General features: G+C 37.5%; 22 protein-coding genes and 1 pseudogene. 12 read left to right on the forward strand and 11 right to left on the reverse strand.

Annotated features, from left to right (window positions below; translation table 11 throughout):
• Both ACM0OY_RS32210 and ACM0OY_RS32215 read right to left on the reverse strand, forming a co-directional pair.
• A partial coding sequence (locus ACM0OY_RS32210) for an eIF2A-related protein (protein ID WP_414572833.1) occupies positions 1-2,347 on the reverse strand: 2,347 nt, incomplete at its 3' end.
• On the reverse strand, positions 2,325-2,489 hold the full coding sequence (locus ACM0OY_RS32215) for a hypothetical protein (protein WP_414572834.1): 165 nt from the start codon (positions 2,487-2,489) through the stop codon (positions 2,325-2,327). The genes ACM0OY_RS32215 and ACM0OY_RS32210, both read right to left, overlap by 23 nt.
• A 127-nt stretch (positions 2,490-2,616) precedes the next feature.
• Here ACM0OY_RS32215 and ACM0OY_RS32220 point away from each other — a divergent pair, with 127 nt between their 5' ends.
• From ACM0OY_RS32220 to ACM0OY_RS32230, 3 genes are all read left to right on the forward strand, one after another.
• Positions 2,617-3,096, forward strand: coding sequence for a hypothetical protein (locus tag ACM0OY_RS32220; RefSeq protein ID WP_414572835.1), 480 nt, complete (start codon positions 2,617-2,619; stop codon positions 3,094-3,096).
• 116 nt (positions 3,097-3,212) lie between these two features.
• Positions 3,213-4,619, forward strand: a complete 1,407-nt coding sequence (locus tag ACM0OY_RS32225) for a hypothetical protein (RefSeq protein WP_414572836.1) — start codon at positions 3,213-3,215, stop codon at positions 4,617-4,619.
• A gap of 361 nt (positions 4,620-4,980) precedes the next feature.
• On the forward strand, positions 4,981-5,406 hold the full coding sequence (locus ACM0OY_RS32230; RefSeq protein WP_414572837.1) for a hypothetical protein: 426 nt from the start codon (positions 4,981-4,983) through the stop codon (positions 5,404-5,406).
• A 193-nt stretch (positions 5,407-5,599) separates the two neighbouring features.
• On the opposite strand, the gene ACM0OY_RS32235 is transcribed toward ACM0OY_RS32230, so the two are convergent.
• The 7 genes and pseudogenes from ACM0OY_RS32235 to ACM0OY_RS32265 form a co-directional block, all read right to left on the reverse strand.
• Complete coding sequence (locus ACM0OY_RS32235) at positions 5,600-6,700, reverse strand: hypothetical protein (protein WP_414572838.1); 1,101 nt, start codon at positions 6,698-6,700, stop codon at positions 5,600-5,602.
• Between the two features lie 12 nt (positions 6,701-6,712).
• Positions 6,713-8,212 carry a hypothetical protein gene (locus ACM0OY_RS32240; protein ID WP_414572839.1) on the reverse strand — a complete coding sequence of 500 codons (1,500 nt, stop codon included), beginning with the start codon at positions 8,210-8,212 and terminating at the stop codon, positions 6,713-6,715.
• A gap of 35 nt (positions 8,213-8,247) precedes the next feature.
• Positions 8,248-9,618 carry a hypothetical protein gene (locus ACM0OY_RS32245; protein WP_414572840.1) on the reverse strand — a complete coding sequence of 457 codons (1,371 nt, stop codon included), beginning with the start codon at positions 9,616-9,618 and terminating at the stop codon, positions 8,248-8,250.
• Positions 9,619-9,623: 5 nt separating this feature from the next.
• On the reverse strand, positions 9,624-11,723 hold the full coding sequence (locus tag ACM0OY_RS32250) for a hypothetical protein (protein WP_414572841.1): 2,100 nt from the start codon (positions 11,721-11,723) through the stop codon (positions 9,624-9,626).
• A gap of 165 nt (positions 11,724-11,888) precedes the next feature.
• The gene (locus ACM0OY_RS32255; protein WP_414572842.1) at positions 11,889-13,217 is read right to left on the reverse strand and encodes a radical SAM protein; all 1,329 of its coding nucleotides are present in this window, start codon (positions 13,215-13,217) and stop codon (positions 11,889-11,891) included.
• Between the two features lie 506 nt (positions 13,218-13,723).
• Positions 13,724-14,044 carry a hypothetical protein gene (locus ACM0OY_RS32260; RefSeq protein ID WP_414572843.1) on the reverse strand — a complete coding sequence of 107 codons (321 nt, stop codon included), beginning with the start codon at positions 14,042-14,044 and terminating at the stop codon, positions 13,724-13,726.
• 195 nt (positions 14,045-14,239) lie between these two features.
• Positions 14,240-15,364: pseudogene (locus ACM0OY_RS32265) on the reverse strand (Tn3 family transposase); the annotation flags it as partial.
• 40 nt (positions 15,365-15,404) lie between these two features.
• Here ACM0OY_RS32265 and ACM0OY_RS32270 point away from each other — a divergent pair.
• The 6 genes from ACM0OY_RS32270 to ACM0OY_RS32295 all read left to right on the forward strand — a co-directional run bounded on the left by ACM0OY_RS32270 (position 15,405) and on the right by ACM0OY_RS32295 (position 21,613).
• Complete coding sequence (locus tag ACM0OY_RS32270; protein WP_414572844.1) at positions 15,405-16,151, forward strand: tyrosine-type recombinase/integrase; 747 nt, start codon at positions 15,405-15,407, stop codon at positions 16,149-16,151.
• 698 nt (positions 16,152-16,849) lie between these two features.
• Complete coding sequence (locus ACM0OY_RS32275) at positions 16,850-17,272, forward strand: Tn7 transposase TnsA N-terminal domain-containing protein (RefSeq protein ID WP_414572845.1); 423 nt, start codon at positions 16,850-16,852, stop codon at positions 17,270-17,272.
• Between the two features lie 137 nt (positions 17,273-17,409).
• The gene (locus ACM0OY_RS32280) at positions 17,410-17,715 is read left to right on the forward strand and encodes a hypothetical protein (RefSeq protein WP_414572846.1); all 306 of its coding nucleotides are present in this window, start codon (positions 17,410-17,412) and stop codon (positions 17,713-17,715) included.
• Entirely contained in the window at positions 17,708-19,957 is a 2,250-nt protein-coding gene (locus ACM0OY_RS32285) for a DDE-type integrase/transposase/recombinase (protein WP_414572847.1), read from the forward strand. The genes ACM0OY_RS32280 and ACM0OY_RS32285 overlap by 8 nt, the downstream gene beginning before the upstream one ends.
• A 40-nt stretch (positions 19,958-19,997) precedes the next feature.
• Complete coding sequence (locus ACM0OY_RS32290; RefSeq protein ID WP_414572848.1) at positions 19,998-20,990, forward strand: TniB family NTP-binding protein; 993 nt, start codon at positions 19,998-20,000, stop codon at positions 20,988-20,990.
• Positions 20,987-21,613 (forward strand): TniQ family protein, encoded by a 627-nt coding sequence (locus ACM0OY_RS32295; RefSeq protein ID WP_414572849.1) that lies wholly within the window; start codon positions 20,987-20,989, stop codon positions 21,611-21,613. Before ACM0OY_RS32290 ends, ACM0OY_RS32295 begins: the two co-directional genes overlap by 4 nt.
• Before the next feature lie 346 nt (positions 21,614-21,959).
• On the opposite strand, the gene ACM0OY_RS32300 is transcribed toward ACM0OY_RS32295, so the two are convergent.
• Both ACM0OY_RS32300 and ACM0OY_RS32305 read right to left on the reverse strand, forming a co-directional pair.
• Positions 21,960-23,492 (reverse strand): alpha-amylase family glycosyl hydrolase, encoded by a 1,533-nt coding sequence (locus tag ACM0OY_RS32300; RefSeq protein WP_414572850.1) that lies wholly within the window; start codon positions 23,490-23,492, stop codon positions 21,960-21,962.
• A gap of 132 nt (positions 23,493-23,624) precedes the next feature.
• Positions 23,625-24,194 (reverse strand): DUF3611 family protein, encoded by a 570-nt coding sequence (locus tag ACM0OY_RS32305; RefSeq protein WP_414572851.1) that lies wholly within the window; start codon positions 24,192-24,194, stop codon positions 23,625-23,627.
• A 626-nt stretch (positions 24,195-24,820) separates the two neighbouring features.
• Between ACM0OY_RS32305 and ACM0OY_RS32310 the strand changes: the two genes are divergently transcribed.
• From ACM0OY_RS32310 to ACM0OY_RS32320, 3 genes are all read left to right on the forward strand, one after another.
• Positions 24,821-25,675 carry a bile acid:sodium symporter family protein gene (locus tag ACM0OY_RS32310; protein WP_414572852.1) on the forward strand — a complete coding sequence of 285 codons (855 nt, stop codon included), beginning with the start codon at positions 24,821-24,823 and terminating at the stop codon, positions 25,673-25,675.
• Positions 25,676-25,748: 73 nt separating this feature from the next.
• Entirely contained in the window at positions 25,749-26,096 is a 348-nt protein-coding gene (locus tag ACM0OY_RS32315; RefSeq protein WP_414572853.1) for a DUF1622 domain-containing protein, read from the forward strand.
• Positions 26,097-26,444: 348 nt separating this feature from the next.
• Entirely contained in the window at positions 26,445-26,654 is a 210-nt protein-coding gene (locus tag ACM0OY_RS32320) for a cytochrome P450 (RefSeq protein WP_414572854.1), read from the forward strand.
• Positions 26,655-26,730 lie beyond the last annotated feature (76 nt).

A 26,730-nucleotide genomic window follows, 5' to 3' on the forward strand; every position in this document is an offset into this window, starting at 1 on the left:
TAGCAGAGGCAATCATCTTGCCGTCTGGGCTAAAAGCCACACTATTCACTTTATCCTTATGCCCAATAAAGGTGTGAATTAACCTACCATCTGTGCGCCATAATTTTACAGTCTTGTCCCAATTAGCAGAGGCAATCATCTTGCCGTCTGGGCTAAAAGCCACACTATTCACTTTATCCTTATGCCCAATAAAGGTGTGAATTAACCTACCATCTGTGCGCCATAATTTTATAGTCTTGTCCCAACTAGCGGAGGCAATCATCTTTCCATCCGGGCTAAAAGCTACTCTACTAACTTTACCCTTATGCTTAGTGAAATTGTAAACTAGGCTACCATCTGTGCGCCATAATTTTACAGTTTTGTCCCAACTAGCAGAGGCAATCATCTTGCCGTCTGGGCTAAAAGCCACACTATTCACTTTATCCTTATGCCCAATAAAGGTGTGAATTAACCTACCATCTGTGCGCCATAATTTTACAGTCTTGTCCCAACTAGCGGAGGCAATCATCTTGCCATCTGGGCTAAAAGCCACACTATTAACTTCACTTTCATGAGCTATGAGACGGTTTTGCTCTGTTATCTTACCAACTATGTATCGCAAGTTCGCTAAAATCGGTATCTTAGTTACTGGATGTACTTTTAGTAACTGTTCGACTTTATGCAGCTGCTTTCCAGCCTTCACATTAGCAATGAGTGCATCTAGTTGAGAATCCGAACTTAAAGATTGTGCAGCAATTATATTCTTGTTTTGCATTTGAGCAATATTGAACTGCTGTTGGGCTTCTCTCCACTTTCCAACAGCAAAAATTGCCGTTATCGTCACGAAAAGTGTTGAAGCCAGCGCTACTAAAGTTCTAGTTTGAGCAGCTTGGCGGGCTTTTCTTTCCTGTTGTAGTTCTCGCTGTCGGCGTTCTTCCTCTTGTTGAGTCTGGTAATTATGTTCAGCTTGGCTAACTACAATTAAATCCTGTGCCAAACTACTGAGAGGAAACCTGTTAGCATAAGTTTTCAAAAAATCTTCTGCCTGCGCTAATTTTAACCCCCGCAGTAAATAATCCTTGTTTTTGCCATTATCTAACCACTCTTGGGCTTCTGTCTCAATTTTGCGCTTAAAATGAATTGCTTCTCGGTTTTCACTCACCCAAGAACGCAGCCTCGGCCAATGGCGAATCAATGCTTCATGAGCTACATCCACCACTGTTACTGTGTTTTCACTTTCTCCCCGTGCTTGTAGTTCCGATGTCACTACTAATCTGGCATCTGTCAACTTCATTAGCACTTGCTCTACTACTTCTGCTGATTGTTGAGCATTGACTAAATCGGCTTTCAACACCTGTCTGCAAGTGTCTTCTGTTCCCTCTCCTAACTGCGTTAACTCTATAAATATCCGTTTGGCAACTAGTTGTTCTGTTTTCGCTTCCAGAGCCTCATAAATTTCATCCGCTCGTTTTTGCAGTGTGCCTTTGACTCCACCAAGCCGAGTGTATTCTGCTAAGGTTAAGCGATTAACCTCGCGCTTATGCCACAATTCAGTTAAGGTATATTGCAACAGAGGTAGACTACTGCGGCCTGCTACATCTGCCAGCATTTGTTCTACCAGTTCCCGTTGGAGTTCCAAGCCAACTCTATAGGCAGGTTTAGTAATGGCTTCTGTCAATTCTTGTTTATTCATTGGGGTGACAGTGACTAGATTTTCTTGAATTTTGTGTGCTAGTCCTGCATATTCTTGTTCAGCACATTTACCAAAAAAATCTGCCCGCATCGTCATTACTACAGTCAATTGTGGATTATTCAATGCTCCCAATACGCACTCAAAAAACTTTTGTCGTTCCTGTTTATCCCGACAGAGAGTAAAAACTTCTTCAAATTGATCAATAACAAGAATTAGGCGATGAGAAACAAGGGTTTGTAAAGGAACAGTTTGGAATGTGGTTTCGACTAATGCGGTTAATCCTGTTGCACCTTGGTTAATTAATTGGGTGGCTATTTCTAGCTGAGATTGAGTATTATTAGTCTGGATGCCAGCCTCCTGAATTTGTCGGAAATTTATATTATTTATAAAAACTCTGGCTAAGTTATTCAGGGGATGCTCTCCGGGACGAAAAATTTTATCCACCCATTCTTCGCTCCCCCCTAATCTTTGCCCCATCTTCAATTGATGCAGTAAACCCGCCTTCACCAGGCTAGACTTCCCACTTCCAGAAGCCCCCACCACCGCCACAAAATTTGATTGTCTTACTTTGTTTAAAAGTATGTCAGTTAAAGTAGTGCGCCCGTAGAAATATTTGGGGTCTTCATCATTAAAATCAAAAGCCGCTAATCCCTTATGCGGGTAAACGCTGAACATGGAAATTGCCGTAATTTTCCAGAATTTTGGCTATGGCTTCTGCATCAGTTGCTGCTGCTTTGAGATGTGGCGGGCGATCGCTTGGTGTTTCCATTAAGGTAGGGTAGCGATTAATGCCAATCACTAGCGATTCTCTTTTCATAATCGCTAATCAATATTAATTAGTAAACTAGAGATATAACCTAACAGCTAAAAGTTTGACTGGAAGTATGTGAGCCTACTTCTATCCTTACACCTTCATGACTACCAAAAATTTGAGAAATTTTCCAATGATTACCCTAAATATTAACAATACTTTATTATCGCTGTTGGTGGCATTAAGGGATTCAGCAACACCTCTGAGTGATACAGAAAAATCTGACTTATCTTTTGCTGCGGAACAGCTTGCTGCTAATCCAAAAGCTTGGGAGAGACTGATTGAACCACGTTTATTAGGAATGATTCAAGCTAACGAAGCTTTGAACCAAAGATTTCAATTTTTTAAATTTCAATTAGAAAATTTAGGTGATAAAATTCCTCAAAATTTACTACCCACAGAGATTGAATTAGAACAAGTTGCACCCACTTCCAAAACTCAGCTAATAGCTCGTGCACCTCTACAAGTTAGTTCCTCAGACTTAAAAAGTAGTGAAATCACCAATATGGCTATTAGAGTGATGTCAACTCCTAATCCTTCGGAAACTACTAAAAAATTAAGCTGTTTTGAACAAATTCAGGAATTTTTAAACCAACATATTAGCGGTAAATAAGATCTATAGCTAATTATCTACTTTTGTGTTCTTGACCACAGTTGAATCTCTTTTTTAATACAAAACTAATTGTTTGTGATTTACTGACTAAATCAAAAATCTCAATAACTTACGGAATGACCAAAATTATAAATCCTACGATTGACCTGTTCCTCTATGACTTGAAGTATAGCTTAGGCGATACTCAAAAAGAAATTGAGCAAAATCAACAGTTTTTTTACAATAAATTTTCTGACCATGTTGATTCATTATTATTTGTAGAAAACCAACATGATTCAGAAAGTGAGTATGTTCATCTGTTGAAGAATATATCTGCACAGTTCAAATCTCAAAATCAGCAATATGAAGGTTATTTTTATCCTGTACTACTTGATGATAGTTATGGATTACTTATAGACTGTGCTTTAAATAATAAAGTTGATGTTCAACCAGCTAATTGCTTTGCATATATTAAAGCTGAAATTGAGCAAATATTAAAGGGTCAAACAGGTAATATTGGCGCAACTTGGATGCTTTCTGGATGGCTACCCCCAGATCACACCAAGAGCCATGAAGAAATTGCTCAAGCTTGCTATGAGTCTTTTATACTTGGTTTAGATTGGGAAGAAGATTTAGAAGGACAAGGGCATTTTCTGGAAGCAAATATTTTTGAGTTGATTCAAGATCATCAACACTTTATTATCATCATATATCCTGACGAAAATACCTTAAATTTATCTGGAAAATTTTATGCTGATTGGATGCGATTATTTTACTATCGCCACAAGATACTTTGGGCTTATGCTCAAAGTCGTCAGGTAAAATTTTCTCTGCAAACTTATTTCCTTACAATTAAAGCTGGCAATGATTATATTGAGCAAGCCATAAATAAAGACAATGAGTTAAATACTTTACATGAAATGTTAGTAAATATCCAAAATACACTCAATAGTTATACAAAACAATTAACTCTTTTTGATTTACAAATTGCTACAATTGATATTAATTTGAGTAACTATGAAAAACGTTTAGGGAGAATCAAACAGAAAACTACCCGTATTCAAGCAAATTCAGCAACAGATTTAAGATTTTTTACAAATTTTAGTAGATTAGTGAAGGATAAATATCGCTTACAGATAACTAAAGACTCAGAAACTTCAGAGCGATTTTTAAAATTACAATCAGATACTATTAACGCTGTTCGTAGTCGAGTGGAAGTAGAAAAAGCCGAACGAGATCGCTACTTTCAAAATTTCGTTACTCTCCTAGCGGGAGGATGGGCTTTTGGCTCGTTTGTTGCAGTACTACCAGGATTAGCCGAAAAGAACGATAACCCCGTTAGGTCTATCTTGATCAAGTTATCCAACTTGAAACTGGATACGCCACCACCAACAACTACACAAGAACCCTGGTGGTTAATGCCAGCTACTAAAGGGATATATACTCTAGGCGGATTTATTATTGCTATTTTACTGTTGTTAATTTGGAGGCGTTTTTGGAGAAGATACCGTTTACCTACGATGCCTAATAGAAGGACGACATAATAATGAGTAAATGCTCTTGGCTCTCTAAATTACTGAATGACGAAATCTTCCTGAAGATCGCTCAACTCCAAGACTCAGATGAGAAGTTCTTCTCAAGATTATCAATCTCAAGAGTGGTAGGAGGATTGCTTTAGCGTATTGAGCTAATCATCTCTTTTTCTTCTATTCCACTTAATTTAAAATTTTGTGGAATAGACGATTGAAACTTTTGTCTTTACGTGGCTGTAGAAGCATTCTACAAGTTTTATTAAATCGTTGCCCGCGATCGCCAGCATTTGCTCCTGTAATTCACGTGCACGCGCCGGATCAAGTTGTCCGCGAAACAGTGATTTAATTTCAGCAGGTTGAGTACAATCAAAACATGGATACTCCAATCATTGTGGCCCTCTTCGGACTCGGCGGTTCGGTTATCGCAGTCGCCGGTTCAATCGCAGTCGCCTTTCTAAACCACCATTTGCAGACCAGAGTCAAAGGGCAAGAAGACAGGATTGCAAAGCTCTACGCGCTCTCTATGTCTGAGGATGCGTTTTATCAACTGAAGAAACTCGCCACTGGTGCATTTGGAGCTTTTTGGATTGATCCAGAGTTGAGGGTCGGTTTAGCAACGGAACTCAACTATTTCAAAATCCTCGGCTACATCAAATTCGATCAAAATCCAAGAGTCGTAGACATCCGCGATCTTCCTAAAGGCGATCATCCTAATGATGATCTTTCTAATTACATCAGCGTCACACCACAAGGTCGCGCATTCATTGCCCTCCGAGAGCAAGCTGTTAGGGACACCTAAGGGCAGTGGCAAGTGTCCTAATATAGCCGCCTATTACGGACTGTTATCAGCAAATACATTCTGGAACGACTCGTGGTTTATGACTTGCTTGAGCCGGATACGTTGTAAGTCTGCACGTCCGGTTCTGAGGGGGCGGGATTATAGCGATATAGTCCTGCTACCTGGCGACGGTGATGCTATAACCTGTGACCTGTCATTTACCTTTTTTCACCGTATAAAGAACAATACCCAACTCAAAACAAGGATGATAACCTCTATGCTCTGGTTCATAAGTAAATAACTTGTGAGCAGGGCCAACATTGAGTTTACTTAATTGCCTACTTAACCTGTGAATTGCCACTTTGAGAGGAGAATTTTTACTCGCTCCTCCCTCAATTTGAACTCCAAATCGTATGTTTAATCTACTATGCGTATCGTAACCATAAGCATAATCTTGAACAGCTAAAGCATCATGTTCCGGAATATAGTTTGCTAGTGTTTTTGATTTCCGTGGTGAACAATGATAATTTTCTTCACGAATAATTACCCCATTCTGTTGTTCAGTTTGTTTCGCCAAAAAAGCTAATATTTGGAAAGCTTTTGATTCAGCTTTAATCCCAAAAAGAGGGTCAAGTTTTTTTGAGCCAGGCATTTCTAATAATACTGATTTTTCCTTAGCTTTTTGCCAAAAGGCATCGAGTATTTGGTGTTTATGTCCACCTATCTTTAATAAAGGAGCTATCGGCAAATATTGTTTCCTATGCATATTCATCTGCTCTGCCATCGCCTGATGTTCATCATTGGTAAACCCTAAACCAATTAACACTCTAGGTGTGACGACAGAGGCTTTAACAGAAAAATTAGGCTGTTTAAGTAAGTCTATTAACCAATTATAAGCACTATCAGGATCTTCTTGGATATCTGATTTGTGAATGATATCAATAACTCCTTTTTGCCTCCGCAATTTTGCTGTTTCTCTTCTAAATAATTGATTATCACCATCGCTTAAAAACACAGGGGCTGCTGTCACTACAATAATTTGCATATCCGTGCGTTGGGCATAGATTTCTCTAATCACACCACTTCCTTGCCACCTCTGGAGTTCTCGTTGCTCCTCGGCAATAGGAATAGGTGTGACATAGAGAATTTCATCAATCAGCGCAAACTTAACAGATGGATTTGTCTTAGCTATCTTGATAGCTTCTTTGGCATCTTGAGTAGAGTGACAGATAAAACCAGCTTGTTCTAATCGCCGTTCATGTCGAGCTAACCAAAGTTCATCATCATCTAATAATAAAATACTAATATCAATCACAACCTCACCTTTTTAGCGTGAAGAAATAAATTTTTCCCCAGTAGATTGTAGCAGGTTTATTAAGTGATTAAAAGCTTCTTCTAATCTACAGATTGCCTCATATCTTCGTTCATAATCCTGAATAATAATATCCTTTAATGCTGTTTGAAAGTGCTGTTGTAATTGTTGCCGCTCATCACCAATTTTTACTACTGTATGACAAGCTACCCTAGCATCTGCGCCCCATTGCTCGATGGCTTTTTCTATCTCTTTGATTTTCTGCTTATCTTCATTAGGTAAATTTTTGATATATTTAATATTTTCCATACATGATGTTATTTGGTTATTCCTGTTATTTTCCATCACCTGTAATTCTTTCTGCAATAATTTAAAGTTTTCTGGCTCTAGGGGTACTAACTCCCCTAGCTGATTTAGCAAATTATTCAGCACCAAAGAACTACCATAACAGTCATGAGAACCATGTCCAAAGCGCAGAATTCTATACTGTTGTTTTAAAATTGAAAACGGAGTAGAGGACAACACTAAAACAGCACCACTAAAGTTTCTTAACCTAAGCATTGGTAAGTATTTTAATTGATCCTCTGTCATAATAACAACAGATTTTTTAAAATCTTTCCAGTTATATTGATGTTCATTTTCATCAATAAATAACATGGAAATATTCATCAATGTAGATATCACAACAGCCGTAGTGATACTTGTCAAACTGCCTTTAAAAGCCAAGATAGAATTAAATTGCTGTTTGATTTTATCGAAATTTACGTCAGTAGATTGTAAGCCAAAGTAATAATTAAGAGCTGGAGCCGCAGCTTCCACTAGATGTAGAGGAATTTGCTTTTGGGAATTTATCGATGAAGTAATATGATGAATTAAGTTGGCAACATCTTGTTTATCATTACCGTTGCTTCCGCTGATCTGCCACTCACTATCTAATAAACTCATCAGATAATCAGTTTGTGTTGGATTATCTTCTGACAGCCCCAACCCTTTGAGCCACCATGATGAATAACTTACTTCTTGTTGCTGAGAATATACTTCTATATAAGTCTGAGAAAGTAATGACAGAGCAGGTAGTAATTCTAAAGTTTTACAGCAAATTAGAGGTAAACTTGAGCATTGTCCACTGACATAATCAGCTATTTCTGCAATATCCTTTGGTTTAATAGCAAAATTAGGTGCTGTTTGCCGTAATATCGGCAGAATACCTTCTTTAACTTCAGGAGTACCGGGAGTATTAAATTCAAAAATATATTGAGAATTTACTTGACAACTACGCCACAGAAGTTCATCGCCAGAATGAAAAAAGATAGCATTCACAAATGTAGGTAATTTGTTTTTTAGAATAATTATCCCTTCGGTATCACTATGGCTAAATTTTCTATAATCACTATTAGATGCAATGATATATACTTCAGAAAAATTAGTTAATAAAGCTTTTGCCCAAAGAGAATTTCTAGTATCTCTGCAAATTACATAAGCAATTAAGGGAAGTTGGCTTAATGGCGTATTCATAATTTATTTATTTATTTATTAATTGTAGTTTAAGTTTACTTAATGGAAGCAATGACTAGTGTATCCGCTTCCATGTATACAACCCCTGGGCCCATAAATCCACTCTCACTAATTGCCATTTGACACCACAAATTTAAGATAGTAGTTCTAGTATTTTTCGCACCTATAGCCATATTAATTGTTGGCTCTTTAAATGTTGTGTTAATAATTTGTGCTAGACTATTTGGACTATCTAGCGGTGGATTTTGAGCATTCCAATTAAGTTGTATTTTGAGGATTCTACCTGCTTCATAAAAACATACACTGCGTACTAAAGATTTTCCGGAAGAGCTTCCTTGATTTTTATTACGTAGGGTGAATAGACAAGTAAATAAATCATAGAGGGCAATGGCAGAATTGCGTGCAGTTTCTTGATCCTGTAAAGGAAAAATTGGACTATTAGCATGAGAACATACTATCCAAACTTCAGGATCATCCATGAAAATATTGGCATTACCGTAAATTTTTTGATGAGCCATCAATGCTACAATATAAGCCGAACCCACAGAAAGATTACGCTTTGCGCTATTCTTAGTTTGACCACAAAAAAAAGCACCAGTCAAACATTTTAGTGACTCATGAAGATTATGGGCTGATACCTCATTTTCCCACCAAGTATGAGGGATATTGATTTGTAAGGCATTGGCAATTTTTCTTTTATATTCCTTAGCTTGATAAACACTAGTATCGTCTTTTCGCTCAAATAAGAATTTTCTCACTTCGGCAAAGTTATGCTTTACTAGGATTGTTGGCTCATCGCTGAAAAACCATCTATCAGAGTAACGCCAGAGTCGGCATAGAGGATGTTCATCAATATCTAACCAAGCTAAAAAAGCTTCAGGTAGTTGCTTATAATCCTGCTTATGCTCCTGAATTAATGTTTTTTGAAAACGTTCTAAATTATAAGGGTTGGGTAAATCTTCCCCAACACCACCGACACTTAAATGAGCAATTTTTTCTGCTATTAGAGGCTGATATTCTTGCCAATAATCAACAAATCGCAGACCATGTGCTTCACTTTGCATAGTTTGCTGACCATGATAATAATCTACTAGTAGGTACAGCTTACAATTTTGATATTGGAGTTTAGTTACCCAATCTTTAATGGTGTCAACAATTAATTTAATATCCTGAATTGCAGGTGATTGAGGTAAGTCGAAGAAACCAATTGCTAAGATATCATCAAAATGGCTCAGTTTATCAAAAACTACTTTTAAACCATAGCCATGTGCATTGGGTGGAGAGTCATATTCAACCAATTTAAAACTGTCATCAACAACAATGACTATTTTTTGTCCTTGGTCTTGATTCCAGACATATCCTAACCATTGGTCATCCTGATTTAAATATTTTGTTAGTAGTTCCATAAAAGTCACGTTTTTTTAATAACTGTATACCATAAGTCAGCTTCTATTTTTGGTATGTAAATATGTAAAATACCTTTCATCCGATTATTTAAAGATTCATAAAATGTCAGATCTCTTGGTTCATCAATTTGCAATAGTTTGAGTTGTTTGCTATTTTTAATCGTTACTTTATCTCTCTCCAATTGTATCAGTAAATATGGTCCTGATTGACCAGCACATTTAGCACGGAAGGCATGATATGCTGCTTGCCAAAAACAATGATGAAAACAAATAGCAAAACCTCTCCATCGTAACCAATCTAGACATTCTTCATCTGGCCATTTAATAACTGCTTCTAAAGAACTTTCAAATACCTGATGACTAAATACAGAAACTGGTTCAAAACTTGCAGAAATTTCTAAGGCTTTATCAACTGTTTTCCTATCAATTATTTGAGTTTCAAGATCGCTGGTTTCTTCTAAAGTGCGAGTGTATGTTGCACGTCGTAAAGCATGGCGTAGACTGATATTAATTAATTCATAAAAAACCTGTTTATCAGGTAAAACCTCCCATTCAGGAAAATCATGTTCTGGCTCTTCAGAAATATTTTTAGATGCTTTGAGGTCAAAGTTACCCCAAACATCTATTAAAGATTTTAATTGCCAAAGAGATGATTTCGTTCCCGGTTTCAGCAATGCTTTTGCAGGATCATCCCAAACTTCAGCTACCAAACCTGCGGCTTGATGTGCGATTTGTTTAGATTGTTCTTCTCTACCCCGCATTTGAATTTTCTCAGCTTCTTTTTTCCTTAAAAGTAGCTCTTCATATAAACCAGGAATTTCAATACCTACTATCTTTTTCTGCCCATCTAATTCTTCTCTAATTAACTTTCTATGTTTTTTTGTTAACCATGTAGGCCCATAAATATCAATACCATGATCGGAATAAGCTAACATAGTATTAGTCGATGATGTATTGGTTTTTTCTCCAGTTTTAGCAACATTAAAGTTTACAAAATAATCTTTGACTGTTTCCAGGAATAAATCTGTTGGGCTTAAGTTATTTTTTAAGTTTTTCTCTATTTTTGATAAGGCATCAAATTTCAAAGAAAATTTCAATGTTTCGGAGACTGTTTGAATAACATTATAAAGTTTGAAATACTTTTCTCTTTGAAAAATTTCTGGTTTCTCTGGAGATTTTGCATTCCATTTGGCAAATAAATATGCCATACCAACAAACCAGTAGTTATCAATAATTAATGGGAAATGAATCAGATAATTATCTAAATCATCTGGATGCTCATTGGTATATGTAGTTTTATGAATTAAAGACCTCTCTACACAAGCAAACCAGGATTGAGAATCCTCATTATATAATTTTCTTGTCCAAATCTTGCCACTGCTAAGTCTGCTTTTTTCGATTTCTGTTAAATGTGATAATCCTAGATTATCAGCCATTGTTAATAACATATCTTTAGTGTTGGGTTGGTTTTGACAAATAAACAACCCGTCAATCATTTTTTGAAACTTCTGTGCATCTGCTTCATAACTACCTAAAGGCAATAGATTACCTAGCTTCCAGGCTTCATAAATTATAGCACTAGCGCCAAGATTAGTAGGAATAAATTCTATTTCGTATCGCTTAATTAATTTTGTAATTATCTCTTTTATTTCAGTTAATTCATCTTCTCTGAGAATTGCACCTGGCTCTATTTTTTTGATTCTATCGTGATAAATTTTATCTAAACGCCGCATTGTTGCAGCCATATTGGATACACCAAACTCCTCAGTTTCTTGGGTTTCCCATCTAACTGATTGCCAATCTAAATGCCTAAATTCAGCATTAGCATATAATCTCTTGACATCATCTAATAATGATTCTGGTTGAAAAGTGTTGAATAATTGGTCAGAAACATGAGGATCAAACCTTCTTCTGATCGCTGTTTTTCCTTGCTCCTCATATTGATAATTAAATAAAACTTCAAAAATCAAAAAATTAGGGCGATAATTATTAATGCTGTCGCTTAACTGCACATATTTTGCCGCTTCAACATCGGTCATAGAGAAAACTGCTAAAGCTTCTTGAATCCTTTCAACATAACTAACAAAATATGAGTTAGAAGTCATAAAGTATTTAGCCAATTATTTCAGCATACTCCTAGATAAAATTTTAATGGGTATATTTTTTTTTTGCTCACAATTAAAAATTTGTGATTGTTATTTATGAAAATTCATGGACAATACAGGGAGTAAGATGGTCAGAAATGTTGAATGCGTTTAAGTTATGAATAATTAAGAAAGATTGAGATATTTTGCTTTGTCTGAGATATTTTCGTATTTATACTCTTCCCAAATACAGTTAGGATCTTTGACGTTGTAATCGTCGTATACTGCTTTAGCTAAAAGAGAATCTCCACCTAAACAATGAGTGAAACAAGCTTTATTTCGGCAGTTCGATTGCTGATAACTCATAATCGCACGATAAAAAGGTGAGTCGATAGCTAAAGCTTTATGGTAAATGTTTTGAATATCTTCTAACTGAATATTGCTGACTGCTAGTTGAGTATAATCTCTTTGGGTTAGAGGTTCACATCCTCCAATTACATAACCATCGGATGAAATCCTTAAGGTGTGTCGCCAGTATTCGGGAATTAGTTCTGGTCGTAGTGTGATAGTTATGGAGCCATTAATGCAAATGTTTTGATATAAATGTCCATATTGATCTTGACGAATGTTTTCGGGAATTAGCCAACCTCTGTCTATTAATGCTGGAATAAAAGCGGCACAATAAGCGCATATTTCCATTAAAATTGTTACTGGTTGTGAAACTCTTAGTGGTTTAAGAGACTGAGATAGACTGTCTAAAAATTCTACTATATCCTTTGCTTGTAGCTGATACTTTTGCATTTTCACAGCCATCAAAGGGCCAATATCAAACCATTGAATTTTCTCTTCAATAATAAGTTTATGAATTAGTCTAATAACTGAACTATCATTGAATCGGTGGAGTGTAATAGCTACAATTACTCTTTGAGCTAACTGTCGATTTAAAGCAATTCTTAAGTTATTTAATACCACATCAAATTTACCTTTCCCCCTAATGGCGTCATGTTCTTGACGTAAGCCGTCTAAAGAAATATCTAAATAATCAAGTTTAATTGTCTCTAAACTATCAGCATATTTATCAATTGTTAAACCATTGGTTACTCCTCCCATTTTGATTTGAGGATACTTGATGCGAAGTTTAGCTATATGTTTAAAAAGAGGTATGGAACGATTGGGTGTCAAAGCATCTCTATCTGTAACTGCAATTAATCTTGTCCCCATTTCCTCAATCATTGTTGTGACTGTGTTGAGTAAAATTGGCATCGGTGTTAATTCAGTAATCATCGCACCATTTTTATAACCCAAAAAGCAATGTTTGCATTCTAATCCACAAGTATTACCTATACCGAGTTCTAACTGGATGGGACAGGATTTTTTGACTAAATTTTGATAGAGTTGATTACTGCTGACTTGTTTTTGACCTACTAATAACCATTGTTTGATTACATCGATATCATAACCAATGGGGTCATTATAATTTGCATATACTCCTCCTTTACTAGCTGCAAGCGACATAGAAAATCAACCTCCTCATTCACCTCCGTAAATCGAGTTAATTTTCTCTGAAAGAATTAATTATTAAAATTAATCTTTGTAGAACTGATAAGTAGCGCTCGCAATTCCATAGCCAGATGATTGCATAGTCGTTCACTATCTCTCAAACCTCTGATTTACGACGGAAATTTATATATTGGGAACAATTAAACAAAGGTTACAAAAAATAAATTTTTAAAATTTGCTGCTCTAAGCCTTACAGCACAAAGGCTGTAAGCAATAGCTCATCAAAATTTTTGTAACTCGGTTACAAGCAAGGGCTAGTGAACTTTTCCTGAATCCCAGATTCTGTCAATATTTAGCCGCTTTCTGGTAAATGTCAGAAATTTTATTTAGATTCTCATAGTTGTAACTGCGATTTGGCTCATGGTGATAGCGTAGTAACGCTGTTCCACACCCTACCACCATTAGACAGTGTTGTTAGGAGAGTAATTTCACCCTTGAGGGATTACACCAATGATGAAGACTTATGAAGGATTTTGCCACCCCTCATAAACTGCGATCGCAATATCTACAGCCGGATGACTGCAAAGTTGCTTCAAAGTTTCCTTACCACCAGATTGCAGGGCTGAAATAATTTTAGATTTCAGTGCTGGTTTCTGCTCAGCCTTTTTCTTGAATTCATCAGCAAACATCTGTTTTTGAGATTCAGTAGTTGTTGGATATGTTTGGGAAAGTTCATTTAGAATCGCCTTAATTTCCTGACATGCGCTGACTAAGTTTTGCTTGGGTGGGTAATTGTGTTGAGCCCCGATTTGATTTCCTTGCACTGGACTATCAACGTTCACAAGACCATTATTATTGCTTATAAGAAAATTCCTGATAGGCATGATTTTTTTCAAATCTATGTTAAAGTTGAACAAAACTAAACTCACCTTAATTCGCAAGGTTTTAACTGGTTGAAAAACCTTCCTTAATGGGCATCACCGTGCCAAAACGGGAAAATTGTACGCTAAGGCTGAAACCTATATTGCATAAGCATTTCAGCGATACTTATTTTCCTTAACTCGTAAAGGGCGCAACTTGTCCAAACTAGTCGCCTGCTTCAAATTCCACACATAATCGCCAGTGAGATTGATATGCTCCCACTCCAACGGCGACAAATGTTGCAAATATTCTTCAGAAATATCCATTCCCTGTTGTTTCAAATAATCCACAGCTTTTTCTAAGTACACGGTATTCCAAAGAACAATAGCAGCAATCACTAAATTCAGCCCACTAGCCCGATAAAACTGATCTTCGTAAGAGCGATCGCGTACTTCCCCCAGACGATTAAAAAACACCGCTCTTTTCAGGGTATGTTTCGCCTCACCCTTGTTTAGTCCCGCCGTCGCCCGTCGCCGCAATTCTGGACTCTGCAACCATTCCAAAGTAAACAAAGTCCGCTCAATCCTCCCTAACTCCCGCAAAGCTAAAGCTAAACGATTCTGGCGAGGATAGGAAGCTAATTTCCTCAACATCAAAGAAGCTGTCACCGTCCCCGTCCGAATTGAACTAGCAAGGCGGAGAATCTCATCCCAAGACTCTTGAATCAATTTCACATTAATCTTGTCACCTAACAAGGGTGCCAAAACCGAATCAGCAGGAGTAGGTTCAAAAGTATACAATTTTTTATCAGGTAAATCTCGCATTCGAGGTGCAAATCTAAACCCTAATAAATGGCACATCGCAAACACATGCTCAGTGTAGCCGCTTGTATCCGTATAATGCTCTTGAATCTGTAAATCACTCTCGTGATACAACAAACCATCCAAAACGTGAGTTGCATCTCTAATCGTGGCGTTAATTACCTTAACGTGAAACGGAACATACTGGTCGGAAATATGCGTGTAAAAAATTACGCTTCTATCTTTACCATACTTGGCATTAATCTCTTCATTAAAACTGCGATGTCCGCCTGTTTTAAACCGTTGACCATCAGAAGAAGATGTTGTCCCATCACCCCAATAAGCAGCAAATGGAACTTGTGTGTGGAAATTTACCACCTCTGCTAAAGCCTTGGAATAAGTTTCATCCCGAATATACCAATCTGCCACCCATGCTAAACGCTCAAAGGACATCCCAATAGTTGCGTCAGCCATCCGCGTTAAACCTAAATTAATACCATCTGGGCGATGGTCAATAGAAATCATTGACAGACAAGTTTTAGTGGAATATCTCAATCATTTAACCGATGTTTCATATACTACACACCACCGTCATCAAGCTATAATCACGGCTTTATTCAACTTCGCTGTTGATATGGGATATCTCAAATCCAATCCAGTTGCAGGACTCGCAAGACGCAAACCCATTCGAGAGCAAGGAGAATACACTACAGATGACCTGGTGCGTTATCTTACTCTTACTCAGTTAAGTGTCCTGTATCAAATTATCAAAACAGATGTGCGAATGTCTGCGTTGGTGCGTTTGTTGCATACTAGTGGCGCTAGGATTGCTGAAGTACTGGCTCTAAATTTAGATTACATAGACCTCAAAGCCCGGAAATTTCAGGTTATTGGCAAAGGTAACAAGCAACGGTGGTGTTTTTACAGTGAAGTAGCTTCTTTTAGTCTAAATCACTACATTAAATATTATAGACATCCCAACCATACAGCACTATTTACAGCTCAACAGCCAAAAACTTTGGTTGTCTCCCGTCTGTCATACCGGATGGCTCATAAATCTTGGAAAAGCTTAATTGAGAACATTCCAGAACTTCAGGGGATTCGACTTCATGACCTCCGACATACTTTTGCTACAGAGCGAGTGGGATTAATGGGCATTGAAGAACTTAGGGCGCTCATGGGACATGAAAGCATTCAGACAACATTACGGTATCAGAAAGTCACGTCAGAGCGTGCCGAAGAAGTAGCACAATTAGCGTTTAAAAACTTACCAAATTTCTCAGAATAATTTCAGTAGATAACTTGATTATGTGGATATAAAAAACACTTTTTTTCCTAATTATTGCTAAGGGGCAGGGAATACATACTACACTCCTTCAATATACAAGCGTACAATTTTCCCGTTTTGGCACGGTGATGCCCAAGTCGCAAGTCGCAAGTAAGAATAAACAAAGATAAACAACATTCTGTGGCTTTAAGGAAGCGGCTCTCAAAGCCGCAAGTTTTGTGGTCGGTGTAGCACCCATTACAAAACTGTACCTCCGACTTCCAATTTCCGACCTCAACCATCACTGTAATCATAAGTTGAACAACACGCGTATGAAAGCATAAAGTGAGCAAGTTGCTCATCTTATGCTTTCAGTGACAACGACCATATAACGCCCCAACACAAAATAAGGTATCATTATCTTTTATCCGATATAAACTACGATTAAAATTAACGGTCTTTGACAGCGTTGATTTCGGACATCTGTTGTCGGTGTGGGTTCGCGCATAAAGTGAAATTTGAGCAACGCAGTTACAAGGGTTTGGGGCGACTAGATTCGCGCATAAAGTGAAAATCATTGTGGGGCAAGGATTTCAGTCAAATATTCAATTCGCACATAAAGTGAAATTTTGTAACTAATCACAAAAGTCAGCTTCACTTTATGTGAAATTGGGAACATTCAACAATTAGGAATACTGAACATCCCATAGGAAAGCAACTTGACTACCTTGGCACGAAAAATTACCAATACAGGGACGAAGAAAAACATTGGTAGATTCTTCAGCTTTAAGATGCACTCCCTGATTTGGTACGAATCTCTGAATGAAAGAAATTATATGTATCTTCTGGAAATTGATCCAGATGTCCTCTCCTACAGCACTCAACCCTTCAAAATTTCTTACATTTTAGATGACCAGGTAAGGCGGTATACTCCGGATTTTCTAGTGCAACGGCAATCAAAGCAACAAATTGTAGAAATTAAGCCAAGTTCCTGGCTTGACGATCAAAAAAATGTCAAAAGATTTCCAGTAATAGCTTCTACTTTGAAGTCTCTTGGTTGGGAATTTGTCATTATCACTGATGAAATGATGAGCAGACAGGGCGGCCGCATCATGTCAACAAGCAAAGTCTATTCTCAATAGAACTAAAATTAATGTCATTAACTCTTGCTTATTGCGAAAATTTTAGGCGATCGCTTTGGGGCTTAAAAAATAATCAAGCGCGAAATCCTGATTTTTTCGTTGGTTTTTAACCTTCGTTGTGATCAAGAGTAATTTAGATGCGTTTGCCCTGGATGAGCAGAGGCTCTCTCTTAAATAACGTTAAACTTCTCTATCGGTATGCCACAATTCCTTTAAAACTTCAAAACCTAATTATTTGTCATCAATATTTTCATTCAAAATCGCCAGTTCCTCTATCTACAGCTATCAACAATTTACAACCTCAAGGGATTAATAAAGCAATTTTATTAAAATTAATTTTTTTAGGATTTTTAACAACTGACTTAATGACTCAGCTAAAGAATAATAGTCTAATTTACTTATCTTCACAAGCCTACCTTGCAGGGAGTGGGGAAAATGACTAGAGTTAGATTCAAAGTAGGAATCCACTTATGGTTGCATAACCGTGAGTATATTATCCAAGACAGAATAGGCAACAAATTTAAACTACTTGAAGAATCCACAGAGCAAATTAATTGGCTAAGTGAAAAAGAATTAATTCAATACTTTTTCACGGGGCAATTAAATTTTCAAAAAATGGCTGATACTGAAACCGTCAATCACTATCAAGCAGTAGATTTTTCGGAAATTCCTGAATCTCTCAAAGCTGAAGCCCAACGAAAAGAAAAATATGTTCTCGCAGTTTTAGAACAGAAACTGTCAACATATACTTCATCTTCACTGGTTCCCATTATTCAGCAAGTTGCTCAAAAAATTGAAGATAAACATCCTCCTTCACATATTACACTTTATCGTTGGCTAAAAGATTATCTTCATAGTGGTGGTGATATTCGCTCATTAATTCCTAGACATCAAAAGAAAGGAAACTTTAACCCCAAAATAACCTCAGAAGTCGAGAAATTAATAAAAGAAGTTATTACCGAAGTATATCTAACTCCTGAATGTCCCAATATTGCCAGTATTTATGATGTCGTTATTTGTCGCATTCTCGCTGAAAATAATTTGAGAAAATCTCAACGAAAAACTGCTCTAAAGATTCCTCATCGCGCCACAATTTACCGTCAGATTCAACAATTAGACACAATTGAAAAAGCAGTTGGTCGTTATGGAAAGAGAACTGCCAGTTTAATGTATAACCCTGTTAAAGAAGGGCCGCGTCCCTCTCGTCCCTTAGAAAGAGTTGACATTGATCATACGCTTCTCCCTTTCTTTGTTGTTGATACAGACACAAGGATGCCAATTGGCACACCCTCTTTAACCACTGCTGTTGATAAATATTCAGGAGTTATTGTTGGCTACTACCTCAGCTTTGAGCCTTTCAGTTCGCTTTCTGTCATGCAGTGTCTACTCCATGCTATTCATCCAAAAGACTATGTAAAAAACAAATTTCCTTCAGTCAAAAAGGACTGGAACGTCTATGGAATAATGGAAATTCTTGTCGTTGATAATGGGAAAGAATTTTATAGCCAACACTTTCAAGATGCTTGTCAGCAATTAGGGATAAGTATTCAATATACGCCTCCTTATATGCCTTGGTATAAAAGTAGCGTAGAAAGGACATTTAGTAGTTATAATACCCAGCTATTGCAGGGACAGCCAGGGGCATTATTTCAGGAATTTACAACCCAATATGATTATGATCCCAAAAAGAATGCTGTGGTTTCTCTTGAAGCTCTGCAAGAGATGATTCACATCTTTATTGTAGACATTCATAATCAAAGTTCTCATTCTCAATTTTGTACACCTAGAGATGAAGTTTGGTCAAAAGGAATAACAGAATATCCACCTTCCTTACCAGTAAATCTTCAAGATTTAAGAGTATTGGTTGGAGCGGTAGAAAAGCGGGTTATTACTAGAAGAGGTGTAGAGCTTTATGGGCTTTATTATAACAGTTGTGAGTTGGCTCGACTCCGCTCAAATTACGAAGGAGAGGACATGAGAAGGAGGGGTGGCTTGCGACAAAGAGAGAAAGCCACTATTAAGTATGACCCCACAGATTTATCAAAAATCTATGTCCTTGCCCCAACCAACCATCAGTTTATCGTCGTACCTGCAATGAATCAGGAGTATACTCAAGGACTAACTCTTTGGCAACACAGAGTTATTAAAAACCTAGCAGCTATTGAGTCAAAAAGAGTTGATATTGTGGCCTTGGCTTTAGCTAAACAGAAGATTCAAGAAATTGTTGAGCGTGAATGGCAAAAATCTTCTAAAGGGAAAACTCGTAAATCGATGGCTAGATGGTTAGGAATTGGACGTGATGACTTAAAAGTAGATGAATTTACATTTAATAATGAAGACCAAAGTAGCCCGCGCCAAAATCTTAGTCTAATGGCTGATAAAGAATTAGCAAGCTTATTCAATAGGAGTAGTGAGATTACAGGAATTTCTGACTTAGGTAATCCTGATAATACCTTAATCAACTTATTAGATAATCAACAAATGGAACGGAATAAAGAAGAACAAAAATTACCAAATAATTCTAATTATAAAATATCAAATAATCCCAAAAATCAAATAAATGAAACATCAGTTATCTCTGGAGAATTAACTGATGTTTCTCCTCTGGAACAATCCGTTATTCCATCTGATGATTGGAAGCCCGATTTAACTGGCTGGGAAGTGAGCATTGGTCTACCAAAATAAGGAAATTTTCGAGAACAAAAGCTTAACAACTCTAATAAAAATGACTTTATCGGAAAAATTGCAAATCATTAATAATATTTACGTTATTTATCCTCGCCTTCAGGAAATTCTAGCAGCTATAGAGTATTGCCATCACTTTTCTTCAGGTAAGGCTGAACCAGAATGTATGTTTCTTAGTGGTAATACAGGAGTTGGAAAAACTACGATCTATAAAGCTTACGCTAATAAATATCCAAAGGTTGTTACAAGAAGTGGTACGGTTGTTCCTATTTTAGCTGTTACCATTCCTTCCCCAGCGACTGTTAAGACAGTAGTAACGAAATTGTTATGGAAACTTGGCGACCCCGCTTATGACAAAGGTACAATTGGTAATCAAACAATTCGTTTAATTGGTCTACTCAAAGATTGTCAAGTTGAATTAATTATTTTAGACGAGTTCCAACACTTTATTGACCGGGATTCAGAGCGAGTTCTTAAAACAGTTTCGGATTGGTTAAAGACTTTAATTTTAGATACAAACTTGCCAATTATTTTAATTGGTTTGCCTGAAGCTGAAGAAGTTCTTAAACTTAAATCTCATTCTCAACTTAGTCGCCGCTTTGCTAACCGTAATTATCTCTCGTCTTTTGAATGGCAAGTAGATAGTGGTGCAGAATTTCGGACTTTTTTACATTTATTAGAGTCAAAGCTTCCTCTAGCTCAAGCTTCAAATTTATCTGAAGTATATACAGCAAGAAGGCTTTACTACGCTTCAGATGGAGTCGTTGCTCATATAATGAAGCTAGTTCGGTATGGAGCTTATTTAGCTCTTAACCAAAATCAAGAAAAACTTGACTTAAATATTTTAGCAACGGCTTTTGAAAAATCTGTTCGAGCTGATAAACCTGATAAAAATAATCCTTTTATCACTGATAAATTTGAGATTGAGACAGTTCATTCTCCAACTGTAGACTTAGAAGTTGGCGCAACTAATAAACGGCTTAAGTCTAAATCTAAACATTTAAAAGCTGCTCAAATATTAAGGAACTCTTGAAGAAAATATACTCTCATCAAGTGCTTTTGCGAACTCCAACTTCCTATGAAGATGAAAGTTTAGCTGGTTATCTAATTCGGCTCAGTGAAAGTAATTATTATTCTTCTCCTAATTGGATTTTGCAGCTAGCTGGCTTACATATTAATCGAGGAATTATTCTTGTCAAAAATCCATATGAGCCTTCACAACTCAGTCAACTTATTCAAATGACCGATGAGCAGTTAATACTAATGGCTTCTCTCCCTTCTCAATTGCTTTCTGAGATTACTTCCCAGCAATACACCCTTTATAGATTTGCGATAAAACTGTGTCCTTATTGTTTGACCGAATCTGCTTATTGTCGCAAAATTTGGGATTGGGATCTAGTAAAAGCTTGTCACTTACATCAATGTGTACTGCTTAAAAAATGTCCTAATTGTCACAAAGGTATTCGGTGGTCTAGACCCGCAGTTACAAGGTGTCGATGTGGTTTTGATTTTCGTTCTGGGCAAGTTGAAATAGCTACCTCTGAGCAAGTTAATTTGTCTGCATACTTATCCTCATTGCAGAAAAGCCTTGCTACTGTGCAAGTAAGTCAGCATCAACAGAAACTACAAGATGCCTCAAATGATAGCTTTGCCTGATGTATTAAAGTTGTGATTCGGAAATTTCACTTTATGTGCGAATTGAATATTTGACTGAAATCCTTGCCCCACAATGATTTTCACTTTATGCGCGAATCTAGTCGCCCCAAACCCTTGTAACTGCGTTGCTCAAATTTCACTTTATGCGCGAACCCACACATTTTGTGGAAAATTTCCTCAGCGTCTGCGAATTTAGGGGGAAAATTTCACTTAGTCTGCAAACCCACATGTAAGCATAAGTTTGCCGAAGCGGTACGTTTATGGTTCCAAATGAACAATAAGGTTTCAGACCCTAAAATCCTCGCTTATGCTTCCAGACCCTGACAACTTTTGGGTCTGGTTACACCTATGCTAAAATTGCCATTCCAGAGGGAGGTAAATCAAGCCGGACACTTGCGCGACCATCTTCATGATGTTGTACAGTGACAGTTTGGTCACGTGGTGGATGACGTAAGTCTGTATCTTTCCAATTGCTTTTGTATAGAAAAGTCATGGTTGAGTTAGTGGGATGCAAATGTGCATCAACTGTTACCTCTGCACCTCGTTGTTCTAAGGCGTGGGTGTTCAGTGCCATAAGAACTTCTGTATTAAATAAAACTTGCGACCAAGCAACCAACTCACCTTGGGGAGGAATTGAGAAGGGGTAGTTGCAAAAAGATGTTTTGCGTAGGTAGTGATGTCCTCGACGCAATGCTTTACCAATTTTATCTCGACCATTGCGTATACGAGCGATCGCAGCAATCCGCAGATAGGTAGGATGGTCAATATCAAAAAAATGACAGCCTGCTGTTTGAAATGCACCAAAATCACTGCCAAACATGGTTTCTTTGATGTATCTATCTTCAGCAACTCGTCCATTTTCTATACTGTAGTCATGCTCACCTTCATTGCCATCAAAAGCCTGTTCTGTTCCATAATATATGCAAGGAATTCCCGGTGTAGTTATTTGCACGCCGACAACGTGGGCTACTTGTTCGTAGAGATGAGGTACATTACTGTAGGCAGCAAAACGCTGCTTCCAGTTATGAGATGATATATCGTAGTTATCTAAAACAGAGACATGATATTGCCCAAGTTGGCGGTATTGTCCAGCAAAATGATTTTCGTCATACTCACCAAAAAATTCCTTTGGGTTTACTAACCCTTTGACTACTGCGGTTAACTGCTGAGGTATATTTGCGTTATCGACTACGGCGTTGAGGTTACGACCAAAAATGTCAACGTAGGCATCTGCTATGCCGCCACAAGTTATGTCTCCAATGATGAGAAAATTATCTTTGCCTATAGATTGGGCGTATTCATGAATTGCGGTAGAAAATATATGCGAATCTTGTAGGGAAATGTGTTTATCTACATCAACGCGAAAGCCATCGCAATCACAAAGAGCTATCCAATATTGATATACTTTTATGAGATCTGCGATCGCGTAAATATGGTGATTGTAAATTACGTCTAGGATGACATAGATATTGCGATCGTGAGCTGCATCAATTAAATCTCTTAAATCCCGACGATTACCAAAGCGGGGGTCAATATCTAAAAGATTTTGACTACTGTAATCATAAACTGGCCCAATCCACAGTGCTGTTACTCCCAATCGCTGCAAATAGTCTAACTTACTCCTAATACCCCTAAGAGTACCACCCGCAGACTTCCTGCCTGCTGCCATCCAGGTAGCTTTATCCTTAACTTTATACCTTAAGGGATTAGTACGGTCAAAAAGTTCCCTTTCATTTTCACGATCGTCACTAAATCTATCAGGTAATAGATAATACAAAAACTGATCTCGCCAACTTACAGGACTTAGCTGCACCCTTCCTCTTGGTTTCAAGTCTATTTGGGAGACTTGTTGAGGTATCAATTCTTCAACTTTAGCCATGAGGACTTACGCGTTGAGATAAAGACTAGAAAATGCCTTTCTAATGTTCGGCAAACTATTTCTAGTTTTCATGAACCCGTAGAGGGATTTAATAAGTTAATAATTAGTGTTTAATAACCCATGTTTCAGCTATCATGTTTGTGCCTGATTGACTTGCTTAAGTAACCAAAATGCACAGCCAATTCCGATAAATAGAGCAGTATTCATCAAAATACTAGCTTGAATCACAAAGATATCGAGTGGCTCAATAAGCTGACGAGATTTATAAATAGTCATTCCGGGAGAGAGAGTTATTACTTTGACTAAAAGTGCCCCAACAATTACTTGCGTTGCAATTAAAGTTAGTAACACCCCGACAAAATGAATAGCAATTCCAATATGTAAATCTCGAACTACTTCCTTACGGCTAGGATAGATACCTGGTTCGGACACTTGTAAACGTTGTGCAATACGAGTGTAGTGAAAAGTCCAGTAAACGCCCAAACCTAATGCACCTATTCCACCAACAGTAGAAAGCAGCCCTAACCCAGATTTGAGATTAATATTGAAATTAGGGTCAGCGATCGCAAACAATAGAATTAAAATACTAACAGCAGCTAAAACTAACTGTAACCAAAAACAAAGCCAGCTTACTTTCTTAAAAACACCAACAATTTTTTGTCTAGCTCTTAATCCAGAATGAATGTCATTTCTATCAATCATTTTATTATTTGTTTACAAAATATTAGGATATTTTTGATTTTTCTAATTTTTTTAGTATCTAACATTCATCATACTGATGCTTACATAATTTCATCTATCTTCTGACAGAATCACAGATAGAAATTGCAAAAATCAAATTAGCGACTTCATAGAAAAGTCGCTAATTTGATGATTTATAAATGATTTAGGATTACTATCATCCTTATACAGAAATCGGCTTTTATGAGGGGAGCTATCTTTAACGCAGCTTGCTCCCGCCGAGGCTAGATCGGCCTTGATAAAAGATTAACTAAATTAAACTCTCGTTATTGATATCAAATTCCAAAGGCTATTCCCATCAGTAGATGAACTGAAATTTTTACTAAATAAACTATTGAAACAGACGCGAGTTAATGAGTCATTAAGTGCAATCGTCAGCAAGAGGAAAGAGGGCAGGAGGCAGGGGGCAGAGGGGAAAACCGGGACAAAGCTTGAACTCCGCCCCGTATAAGTGTCCTCAAAGGACAGGGCTTGCCCCCCCGCTCAGAAGCTCCTTTTCCCCTGTCTCTTCTGGTCAGCTAAAAAACAAATTCAATAGTGACTATTAATTATTTTTGACTAAACCCAGCATCAACCATTTAACAGCTATGCACAATCCTCTAATTCTAATGCTTGTTAAAGTCACTATTTTTTCTCTGATGTTAGCTATAGGGTGCAACCTCTCTTTTGAAAAGATGCTCTCCTTCTGGCGAAAACCTGCCTTAGTATTCCGTGCGCTTTTAGCTGTTGTTGTGCTAGTTCCTTTAGTGGTTATCTTCTTGCTAAAACTGTTTAACTTACCGCCGGAAGTGATGATAGGATTGGCTTTGTTGGCAGCTTCTCCAGGTGCACCTCTAACCACAAAGCGATCGCAACAGGCTGGAGGTAGATTCCACTACTCAGCCAGTCTTCAGCTAACTCTGGCAATACTTGCGGTTTTCGTTACTCCCATCACCTTGGCGATTTTCGCCGCCTTATTTGAGAGTATTTCCCAAAAAGTGGCAATTTTAGAAGTTGCTCGGCAAGTCATTATGGTGCAGTTATTACCTGTTAGTCTCGGTATTTTGATGCAAAAGTTCGCGCCTACATTTACCGAAAAGATTGCTAAACCTTTAACTTTTATTGCTAACAGTCTCTTTTTGGTGCTGATTGTTTTAGCGTGCATTTTAGGGCTGCCACTGTTTTCTCAAGTTTGGAAATTACCACTCGTAGCGATCGCAATTATGGTGATTGCTTCTCTAGGAATTGGACACGCTTTAGGCAGATTCGATGATGATACGCGATCTACCCTGGCGATTTTCTGTATTGCTCGCAATTTTGGTTTAGCTTTGTTTATCGCTATTTTGAATCATGTACAACAGCAGGTGATTGCCACACTCATAGCTTATTTAATTTTGGGAGCAGTTATCGGTGGTTTTTACTCAATCTGGAATAAACGCAAATTAGAGAAACAACCTAGTTAAATGCAGTTTTCATATATTTAGATCGTACTCTTAATTCCTCTCTGCGCCTCTGCGTGAGAAAAAAAGCTAAATTATGGCATTATTTGAACAGCTAGAGAGCGGGTTAGCATTCGTTGTTACTTTGCTCAAATTCTTACTAGAATCCATTGCTGTCTTTTGTGTCTTATTGGGTGTATTAAAAACTGGACAAATAGCGATTTTCCTTAACCGCCATCATAGTCAAAACCGATTGCTACAAATCCGGCTCAACTTTGGAATTTGGCTGGTGCTGGCATTAGAGTTTCAATTAGGAGCAGATATTCTCTCTACCACCTTAACCTCAACCTTTGAGTCTCTAGGAAAATTAGGCATTGTTGCGTTGATCCGAACTTTCCTCAATTATTTTCTCACTCAAGAACTCGATAAACGAAAAGAAAAGTAATTTTTCGGAAGTTTACAGGTATAGCAACCGCCAAGGTAGTTAGGACATCAACCGTATCACTTACTCTAGCCGAAGATATTGATAAAACTGAGACACAAACAGATCCATCGTTTATACACCAGCCTTGTGTCACGAAATTTTTTCATCGGGACTGCCCTCTGCCCTCTGCCTTTCTTGATAAGTTGCACATCGCGTAAAAGCTACTATAAAAAAGTTCTGCCCAAATCATTCCATAAGTAGAAATTCTATAGCAAGTATATCTTTTGCTCGACAGAGGTAAATTATTTATCAAACTTCTATCCTGGGGGGATTGCAAACTCTAAATTAGGACTAGCAAACATTTTTGAAATTGAGCGATCGCCTAATGAACATTTAGGGTTTGGTCCTGGCATTCATTTCTGTCTAGGTGCAGTTTTAGCTCGAATGGAATTAAATATTTGCTTCTCTACTTTGCTGAAGCGGTTTCCAAATCTTCAGTTTGATTCGGCAAGACCCGCCCTTCCCCGTCACAATACCTTAACTTTTAAGGGATTTGATGCTTTACCTGTGCGATTCTAATGAGTCAGCTACCCAGAAACCCAGAAACACCTGAACAGTTGTCTACCAATGATTTAGCAGCAGATCGGACAGAACT

It is taken from the genome of Nostoc sp. CCY 9925 (assembly GCF_963920935.1).
Lineage (GTDB): Bacteria > Cyanobacteriota > Cyanobacteriia > Cyanobacteriales > Nostocaceae > Nostoc.